Raw genomic sequence first — 8,836 nt, 5'->3', positions numbered from 1 at the left:
GAGTTGCACGGGTTAACCGGCTAACTCGCCCTCCTATCCGACTTAAAACAGGGGGAACGCCCAGTCGCCGGCGCTCCCCCTGCTTCATCGGCTGCACGCTGCCAACGCCTCGTTACCGAATCGAAGCGGATTTGCAACACAACCGTAATATACTTTTCACCCTGCGTTTATATTCGAGGGTTAATATAAAGGCAATGACCCCCCTTTTCATTTATATACCTCTCTTGGGCTCGCGGCCTGAAGCCGCGAGCCCACTTTTTATATCATGCCAAGTTAATCTCGCGAATCTTCGCCGGATCGACCTTGGGCTCGCGCGCCTCCGTCAGCAGGCCGTTCACCTCTTGCTGAACGTCCGTCACTTGAGTGTAGCAATAGCCGCAGATGTAGTCGACGTCCTTGATCGCCTGGGTAATGCCGCGGAACCGCTCCAGGAATGCCGCCTCGGAATCGACCTGATTGCCGTAGCCCCATCCCTTGTCGCTGCGGAACGCGATGCCGCCGAATTCGCTGATGATGATCGGCTGGCCGCGGTACGCGTAGCCTTGCGCCAAGGCGTATTTGTGCTTGTTGTGCGCGATCTCGTTGTCCGTGATGATGTCCTTGTCCGCGTAACGCTTCAGGAACGCCGCGCCCGATTCCTCGTAATCGTGCAGCGTGAGGATATCCGAGATCGTGTGCTCCCAGCCGTCATTGACGACGACGGGACGATGCGGATCGATCGACTTGGTCAAATAATAGATCGACTCGGTGAACAGCTGCTGCTTCCGGTCGGTGAAAATATTGCCGATACCCCAGGACTCGTTGAACGGTACCCAAGTAATGATGCACGGATGATTGTAATGCTGCCGCACGATGTCGAGCCATTCCTTCGTGAACCGCTCCACCGCTTCGTCGTTGAATTCATAAGCCGCGGGCACCTCCGACCAGACGAGCACGCCCTTCACGTCGCACCAGTACAGGAAGCGCGGGTCTTCGATCTTCTGATGCTTGCGGACGCCGTTGTAGCCCATGGCCAGAATGTGATCGATATCCGCGATAATCGCTTCCTCCGAAGGAGGCGTCAAGTGGCTGTCCGGCCAATACCCTTGGTCCAGAATCAGTCGCTGGTAGATCGGCTGATTGTTCAGCAGCACCTTGCCCTTCTCGATCGAGACTTTGCGCATGCCGAAATACGAGAACACGCGGTCCACGACCTTGCCTCCGTCCGCCAGCGTGAACTCGACCTCGTACAACTTCGGGCTATGCGGGCTCCAATGCTCGACCCGCCATTCCCGCGCTTCGCTGATGAGCTCCACGCCCGCCGACAAGTAAGCGCGGTCCGCGGCGACGCTTAGCTCCTTGATCAGCTCGCCGTCCATCGTGATGCGGGCCGTCAGCTTCAGATCCGGAGACGGCGCGCCTTCCAACCGGTAGTCGAAGCGCACGGCGTTGGCGTCGACGTCGGGCGTGATCTTCACCGAATGCAGATGCCTCGGCTCCACGAATTCCAGCCATACCGTCTGCCAGATGCCGGTCGTCTGCACGTACCAGCAGCCGAAGTTGTCCTTGCGCCACCGCTGCTTGCCGCGCGGCTGGGTGCAGCTGTCGCTGTCCTCCGCCTTGACGACAACGGCGTTCCCCTCCCCGGGCTTCACGAATCGCGTCACGTCGAACGTGAACGCCGAATAGCCGCCTTCGTGCCGTCCGACGTACTCGCCGTTGACCCACACCTTGGCCGCATAATCGACCGCTTGAAAATGCAGCAAGACCCGCTTCCCTTCCTGACCGGCCGGGACGCCGAACGTGCGATGATACCAGACGTACGGATGGAACTTCTCCTCTCCGATGCCGCTCGCCTTCGTCTCATAGGCGAACGGAACCTCGATCTTGCGGTCGCCCGAGAAGGCGCGATACCATTCGCCCGTCTCCCCTTCGTCCGCGTCGTCGAACCGAAAGTCCCATTCTCCGTTCAGATTAAGCCAATCCTCGCGCACGAATTGCGGCCGCGGATAATCCTTGCGGTAGCTGCCAATCGCCATCTCTCTCACCTACTCCTTATCGGAAGCTGCTTCGGGGCCAAGCACGTCGATCGCATCCAGCGACAGCCGCGCGGTCCCTCCGCTCAGCTTGATCGTATTGCGGCCTTGCTTCAATCCGACCGGAATGAACGCGTTCGACCATTCGCCCTTAAGCCCGGTGTCGAGCGTCACATCGACGCGCAGCTTGCCGCCGATCGTCATATGGAGCCGCTGCGGTATGGCCGCCTCATTCAAATAGCGCAGCGCCAGCCGATAGAGTCCGTTCTCCGGAACGTCAATCTCCCATTCGATGCTGCTCTCGCCCGTCCATCCGCCGACGACCTGGCCGCCGGACGCTTCCTCATGCTCCGTAACCTGAAGCCCTTCCAGCTTCGCTTCCTCGGCTTCCAGCCGAACGCGCGCAGGCTCGCCGGATGGCAGCGCGAGGAACGTGCCCGGCGAGACAGGCTCGCCGAAATTAGGCGTGCCGTCTTCGTTCCACTGGAACGGCTGCGCGCGAACGTTGCGACTCCAGCCCGCTCCCGTCGTGACGGCCGCGTGGTAGACGATCCAGTCCTCCTTGCCGTCCGGGGACTTCACGAACGAGCAGTGCCCCGGACCGAAGACGCGGTCCGTCTTGGCGAACACCGCCTCCGGCTTCTTCGTCCAGGACGCCGGATCGAGCAGATCGCTGTCCGGATCGCTCGACAGCAAGCCGAGCGTATAATCATCCGTCCAGCTCCCGCTGGCCGAGTAGACAATATTGATTTTCTGATCGGAGATGAGCACTTCCGGCCCTTCGTTCACGGTCGGCTCCCCGACGGTCTCCCAAGCCAGCTCGGGCCTTGAGATCTCGACTCTCTCGCCGGAGATCGTATACGGATTGCTCATCGGCGCGATGTACAGTCGCTGGCTGACGTTCACGTCGCCTTCCCAGCCGGACCAGACGAAGTACAGCGACCCGTCGGACTTGTGAAGGACCGTCCCATCAATTGCCCACTTGTCGGTCGGGTCGGTAATCTTCCCGCGATCCTCATATTCGCCTAACGCGTCGTCGGTTGCCGACTCCAGCACGAACATGCGATGGTTCTCGTTGCGGCCGTCGTCCGCGGCGTAATAGATGTACCACTTGCCATCGATCCAATGAAGCTCCGGCGCCCAGATCTCCTTCGAATTCGGGCCTTCCGCCGGCGGCGTCCAGACGACCGCCGTCTCCGCTGCGGCCATGTCCGTCAGCGAACGGGACTTCCACACTTGAATGGCATTGCCTACCGTATGCGTGTAGTAATAATAACCGTCGTCGTGCTTGATCACCCACGGATCAGCCCCGCCGTTCATAATCGGATTTGCAAAAGTCGATGTTTGCACACTTCCGCCTCCTTCTCCGCCTCCGATATCGCATCCCGAGAGACAAAGCGCTGCCGCAACACAGCACCCCGATGCGATTCGAGTCCATCGATTCATCGATTCCACGCCCCTCTACCGATTGAGCAACACAAGCATAACAATCGTTTTATTACATATTTCTTGTATGTTTAATCCTTATGATAGAGGTGAAAATAGCGATTGTCAACGATTTCATACTCATATTTTGTAACAAATATCATCAAAAATGCCCTTAGTTACAATGTATTTGTAACTAAGGGCTTATTATGCGATGCGGCTTACGCTTCTTCCAATGAATAATGGACTCTCATGATGATATCCTGCTCATAATCCCCGAATTGGCGTCCGAACAGGTTGACGCCTCCCTGATGAACCGCGTCCGGCTTAACGCCGATCCGGAGCTTCACATTAGGGCGATAGATAAGCTTCAGATCGTGGATTGTCGCATCTGAGGCCTTGTCCATATCGAGGGTCGTTCGCTCCCCGTCGATCCGCCACGTTTTCAACAATCCGTACTGCGTCGTCCAGTCAAGCCACCATGCCGGGTTCAGCTTGCCTCTTCGATCTCCGAAGTCGCCGGGGCTCGTCCACGTTCCGATCTCCACTCCATTGATCCAGAACGTGATGTCGGAGGGCCAATTGTTGTCGTAGTTCGGCGCTTCCGAGCACAGCTCCAGCGACAATTCGAGCGATTCGATGCGGGCTTTGGGCGGCAGCTCCAGCGGAATGAGATACTCCACGTAGCCTTTGCGGAACCACATCAGCTGCGCGCCGACATGCTTCGGATGATAGAAGCTGGCCGGCTCGTCCTCCCGGATCAGCATGCCGTCCGCATTCGCCATCCCGCAGGTCGGATAGACCTCGCAGTCGCTGTAATAGCCGATCGGCATCTCCATCTCGTAGACGTGCTGCGCCCCCTTGGGCATCGATTTATCCTGATTAAAGGCGATGTGAATATCGTCGTAGTTGCGGCTGCACACCTTCATCGCCCCGCGCGAAGCCGGCAGCAATTCGGTATTGATCAGCTTGGCCGCTTCCAGCACTTTGACATTGTTCGCTACCGTCGATACCGGCAGCTGCAGCGCTTCGGCGATCTCGACCACATTCAGCTTCTGCGAGCTGAGCAGGCGGAGGATATCGACCCGCGAGCGTGTAGACAAGGCGTGCGAGACCCTCACCAGCTTCTCCGGATCTCCAAAATTCAGCTCCAGCACGCTTCCCACCGCCTTTTCTTGAAATTGAGATATATACTACACGAAGTGTACACTTCTCCTTAATTAAAATCAAGATATTTGGATTAAAACAAACTTTGGCTAATATATTGCGCGCTGTTTGTAATACAACCGTAATACGCCCTTCATTAACCTTTCATCTAAGAGGGGTACAATACTTACATGACCCCCCTTTTCATTTATATACTTTCTCCCGGGCTTGCGGCTGATGCTGCAAGCCTCCTTTTTGTCCGCAGATGGGTCTGGAAGAACGGGAGCACCTCCCGCCAGAAGGCAGGGTCTTGCTCGGATACGCTGTGCCCTTCGGGCTCGACGAATAGATGCTTCACGTTCGGCACCTTCGCCGCGACATGCTCAAGCTCGGAAGGCGGAATGAACGTATCCCTCCGGGAATGGATGAGCAGCACCGGCACCTTCGCGCCGAGCTCGTTGTCCGCCAATATGCGAGCGGGAGCGGAATGATTCAGGAACCGCCGGGAGATGCCGCTGCGCAGAAGCATCACTGCTCCGATCAGCTTCGCCAGCGGAAAAGCCGGCATTCCCTTGCGGCGCAATTCAGCCTCAACCATCGTGTCGAAGCGAACCGGCATCGCGTCCGTGACGAGCGCCCGGATCGGAGCGCCGACGTCCAGCGCGAGAACGGAGCCGAAGCCGCCGACCGAGTGGCCCAGAACGCCTATGCGTTCGGCGTCCAGGTCTGCTCTAGAGCGAATCCACTCCAATGCGGCCAGCAGGTCGTCTCGGAACGTCAACCCCGTCAGCGCCTTGGCAGGGCCGCTCTCTCCGTGGCTTCGGGCATCGTAGGTCAATACGGTGAAGCCCGCTTCGTGCAGCGGCAGCGCGTACCGCAGAATCCGCGAACGGTTCGAACCCCAGCCATGCGCGACGACGATGACCGGCACTGGCGGCGCTTGTCCATCTTCGGGATGGGTCAGCAGCCAGCCCCGAATCGTCTCGCCCCCGCTCTCCCAGCTCACTTCCTCAAGCGGCACTTGCGGCGGCTGCTCGTTGCGCACGATCCTCGGATGCTGCGCCTTGACCGTTATTTGCCATATCAAATAGAAGCCTAAGACCGCTACCATAACGATGATGAGAAGAATCCATTCGACTATCGACAACAATCCTTATCGCTCTCCCTCTGTCTCTGATAGGTAACATTATACATCTGCCTTCTTCGATCGGCACGCGCGGATAGGCATGCGCATATGGTGCAATAATCGCACATTCGCCTAGAAGGAGGAGCGCAACATGCCGAGATCACGATCGGCGGCCCGCCGAACGCGCCCGAGACGCCGCTCGGATCAAGCCCAACTCTCGCTAACGGCGAAGTCGAAGGCTCGAGCCTTTCCGGCCGCCGTCAAGAAGCGGCCCGCCGCCAACGCAAGCAAAGTCAGGCTGCATCAAAGCAACGGCTCCGAACTGCAGACGCCGCCTGTGAGGCGCATTCCATGGTGGGTATTCCCGGAGCATGAACGCGCGATAGCTCCCAGCGATTCCGATGGATCTGCCAGGGCTGTCGGTTCGCCTTCCCCCGGGCAGAGCCTCATGCCGCCGCCCGCGCCGCCTTCCCGCATCACGATCTGGATCAGCGGCGGCTTCGCGTTCCCGCAAGTGACGAGACCGGTCTTCGCCCCCTACTCTCCGGGCATGACGATCCGTCAAGCGCTGGCCAGGACGGGACTCATCGCCTTCGGACCGGAGGGTTACATGATCGCCGTATCCGGCGTTCCCGTCGGCGGACGCGTCAACGCACGTATCCAGTACAACGGGTACGTCGTTCCTGCTGCGATGCTGGATGCTCCGGCAGAACCGAACAGCACCATGCTGGTGGAGCTGTTCTACATCAACGCCGATAACTTCTGAACCGCCTGTGACGAAGGGGGAGACGCCGCAGCGTCTCCCCCTTCATTGGTTAAACCGTAAGCTAGCTTGCTTCCCCGCCCGACCTTCGCCTGCGCCGATCTGGAGGCTGCTCCTCCACCTGCTTCTCCACCCTGCCCCGCAGCAGGAACGGTATCGCAACAGCCGCGACGAAGACAAGAGCAGCAATCGAGATCTCCTTCCAACCGCCATGCGTGAAGCTGGCGCCGAGGAAGCAGTAGGCGAACGTTCCGGGGAGCGCGCCGATGAACGTCGCGGGGACGTAGGCGCGCAGCGGAACCCGGGCGATGCCTGCCGCATAGCTGACTAGGTCGAACGGCACGAACGGCGCCAGCCGAAGCAGCAGAACGACAGGGAACCCCCGCCGCTTCATGGCAGCCTCCAGCTTATGCAGCCTGGAGTCATTCGATGCGCTGCGGAACATTCCCGAGAAGGCGCCGCGGGCAAGCCAGTACGACAGCACCGCCCCGGGCACCTCGCCGAGAATGGTGTAGAGCATGCCTTGCCAAGCGCCGAACGCGAGTCCTCCTGCGAGAGCGAGGACGGAGGCGGGGAACAGCGTGAATGGCCTGACGATATACAAGCCGATGTAGACGACAGGAGCGACCCAGCCGAAGGACAGCATCCAGCCGCGAATCGTCTCCGGCGTTATCCTCAAATAGTGAAAATCAACCCATAGCAAGGCGCAGACGAAGAGAGCGATGGCGGCAGCTTTGAATATTGTTGAACGTCTCAAGGAGGCGCCCCTTCCCGTAGACTTGGTAGTTGGACAACCGTATCATACCGGATGGGAAGGACGATCTCCAAATTTGCTAGGTCAACAAATCCCATGCTTGCTTGCCGATCAGCACGCAGCAGATCACCAGGAACAGCGGCCGGACATACGACGCGCCCTTGCGTATCGCCAGCCGGGAGCCGACCAGAGAACCGGCGATCATCGCCGCGCCCATCGGCAGGCCGTAGCCGTAATGAATGAGTCCGAAAGCGGCGAACGCAGCCAAGCTGGCGATATTGCTGGCGAAGTTCAAGCCCTTGGCATTGCCGGCGGCCGTCACGAAGTCGAACCCTAGCGCGAGGAACAGAAAGATCAGAAACGAGCCGGTTCCCGGACCGAAGAAGCCGTCGTAGAAGCCGAGCCCGAACGCGGCAGCCGCCATGAGCACTGCCGATCGGGCCGATAAGCCGTTGTAGGTGGAGCGCTGTCCCCAGCTTTTCTTGACGAATGTATATACCGTCACGAGGAGCAGCATGACCACGACGAGCGGCTTCAGCCAGTCGGAGGGCAGATGGCGGACCGCGAAGGCGCCGCCGACAGCTCCCGCCAGCGTTAGCGGGAAGAGGCGCAGCACGAGACGCCAGTTCATTTTGCCGGATGCGATAAAGGATAGGGTGCTGGTAAGCGAGGAGCAGGTGCCGGCCAGCTTGTTCGTTCCAAGCGCAGTCGCGGCGGGCATCCCGGTTGCCAGCAGGAGCGGCAGCGACACTAACCCTCCTCCTCCGACCACCGAATCGATGAAGGACGCGATGAATCCTCCGCCTGCGATGATCAGCAGCCATGCCAAGTCTATGTGCTCCATCTGTTACGATTCCCTCCAGCTGCTGCGACGATTGTTGGACCATACGCGCGATTCGCCAATCGTCTGGCGCGAATTGAGTCAATGAGATGATGATACTCGCCGGCGGCAATTCGTTCAAGAGCGAGATAGACTCGGCAAGGCTCGATCTCCCGGCTTCCATCGAGAGGAAGCTTTTGACGGCATCGATCGGCGGATCGGGAAGTAGACCGTATAGTTCTGGTCGATCACGTCGGGCACATGTCTGTTTGATCCACCTATTCACCGCCATTGTCCGCCTCAATGATAATTCATGTGAAGCTTGTAGAACGCCTGTCTGTACTTCGTAGGCGTCATTTTCACATGGTTCTTGAATAGGCGCTCGCCGGGCTCGTCGATGAAGAGAGGACGTTGATTGGCGACGCCGATTGCCCGGAAGAACTGCTCATTCCGGATAACGAACGGGAATGGGCGCAGTAGCTTCCCGGTTACCGGACTGCCGGACAGGACAGAGGCATCCGCTTCATCCCGATATACAGATTGTCCCGGTCGCACAGTCCCTATCGGACGGCAAGCTCCGCACGGCAACGAAAAAAAACAGACATTCGCCGGTATCGGACCGAATGTCTTAGGGATGCGATAGTTTGTTTGTTAGCCGTACAAAGTTAAGCTGGGCGAGTTAGCCGGTTGTGGCGGGTAACTCGGCTGCGTGGCGCCCTTGGCGAGGGGAGTTACCCGGTTTTTCCGGGTAACTCGACTGCGTGGCGCCCTTGGCGGAGCGAGTTAG

The 8,836-nt window shown here is 58.9% G+C and carries 8 protein-coding genes; 1 reads left to right on the top strand and 7 read right to left on the bottom strand.

Annotation, left to right across the window (positions count from 1 at the left end; all coding sequences use genetic code 11):
• Window positions 1–263: 263 nt before the first annotated feature.
• The 4 genes from H4Q31_RS17980 to H4Q31_RS17965 all read right to left on the bottom strand — a co-directional run bounded on the left by H4Q31_RS17980 (window position 264) and on the right by H4Q31_RS17965 (window position 5,736).
• On the bottom strand, window positions 264–2,018 hold the full coding sequence (locus H4Q31_RS17980) for a glycoside hydrolase family 2 protein (protein ID WP_185180451.1): 1,755 nt from the start codon (window positions 2,016–2,018) through the stop codon (window positions 264–266).
• Between the two features lie 9 nt (window positions 2,019–2,027).
• On the bottom strand, window positions 2,028–3,365 hold the full coding sequence (locus tag H4Q31_RS17975) for a family 43 glycosylhydrolase (protein ID WP_209703645.1): 1,338 nt from the start codon (window positions 3,363–3,365) through the stop codon (window positions 2,028–2,030).
• Window positions 3,366–3,661: 296 nt separating this feature from the next.
• On the bottom strand, window positions 3,662–4,597 hold the full coding sequence (locus H4Q31_RS17970) for an ArsR/SmtB family transcription factor (protein ID WP_185180449.1): 936 nt from the start codon (window positions 4,595–4,597) through the stop codon (window positions 3,662–3,664).
• Between the two features lie 197 nt (window positions 4,598–4,794).
• Entirely contained in the window at window positions 4,795–5,736 is a 942-nt protein-coding gene (locus tag H4Q31_RS17965) for an alpha/beta hydrolase (protein ID WP_185180448.1), read from the bottom strand.
• A 127-nt stretch (window positions 5,737–5,863) separates the two neighbouring features.
• Here H4Q31_RS17965 and H4Q31_RS17960 point away from each other — a divergent pair, with 127 nt between their 5' ends.
• Window positions 5,864–6,478 (top strand): hypothetical protein, encoded by a 615-nt coding sequence (locus H4Q31_RS17960; RefSeq protein WP_185180447.1) that lies wholly within the window; start codon window positions 5,864–5,866, stop codon window positions 6,476–6,478.
• A 61-nt stretch (window positions 6,479–6,539) separates the two neighbouring features.
• On the opposite strand, the gene H4Q31_RS17955 is transcribed toward H4Q31_RS17960, so the two are convergent.
• The 3 genes from H4Q31_RS17955 to H4Q31_RS17945 form a co-directional block, all read right to left on the bottom strand.
• A complete protein-coding gene (locus H4Q31_RS17955; RefSeq protein ID WP_185180446.1) occupies window positions 6,540–7,232 on the bottom strand; it encodes a TVP38/TMEM64 family protein in 693 nt (230 codons plus the stop codon).
• A gap of 76 nt (window positions 7,233–7,308) precedes the next feature.
• Window positions 7,309–8,073: a sulfite exporter TauE/SafE family protein gene (locus H4Q31_RS17950; RefSeq protein WP_185180445.1), complete on the bottom strand. Its 765-nt coding sequence runs from the start codon at window positions 8,071–8,073 to the stop codon at window positions 7,309–7,311.
• A 276-nt stretch (window positions 8,074–8,349) separates the two neighbouring features.
• Window positions 8,350–8,604 carry a hypothetical protein gene (locus H4Q31_RS17945; protein ID WP_185180444.1) on the bottom strand — a complete coding sequence of 85 codons (255 nt, stop codon included), beginning with the start codon at window positions 8,602–8,604 and terminating at the stop codon, window positions 8,350–8,352.
• Window positions 8,605–8,836 lie beyond the last annotated feature (232 nt).

Origin of the sequence: Cohnella lubricantis, assembly GCF_014212015.1 — a bacterium.
Taxonomy (GTDB): domain Bacteria; phylum Bacillota; class Bacilli; order Paenibacillales; family Paenibacillaceae; genus Cohnella; species Cohnella lubricantis.
This window is presented reverse-complemented; position numbering and strand designations above follow the sequence as displayed.

What these genes read in the sequence shown, in the direction of transcription:
- H4Q31_RS17950 (WP_185180445.1), bottom strand. Translation starts at nt 8,073, where the DNA reads ATGGAGCACATAGACTTGGCATGGCTGCTGATCATCGCAGGCGGAGGA.
- H4Q31_RS17980 (WP_185180451.1), bottom strand. Translation starts at nt 2,018, where the DNA reads ATGGCGATTGGCAGCTACCGCAAGGATTATCCGCGGCCGCAATTCGTG.
- H4Q31_RS17960 (WP_185180447.1), top strand. Translation starts at nt 5,864, where the DNA reads ATGCCGAGATCACGATCGGCGGCCCGCCGAACGCGCCCGAGACGCCGC.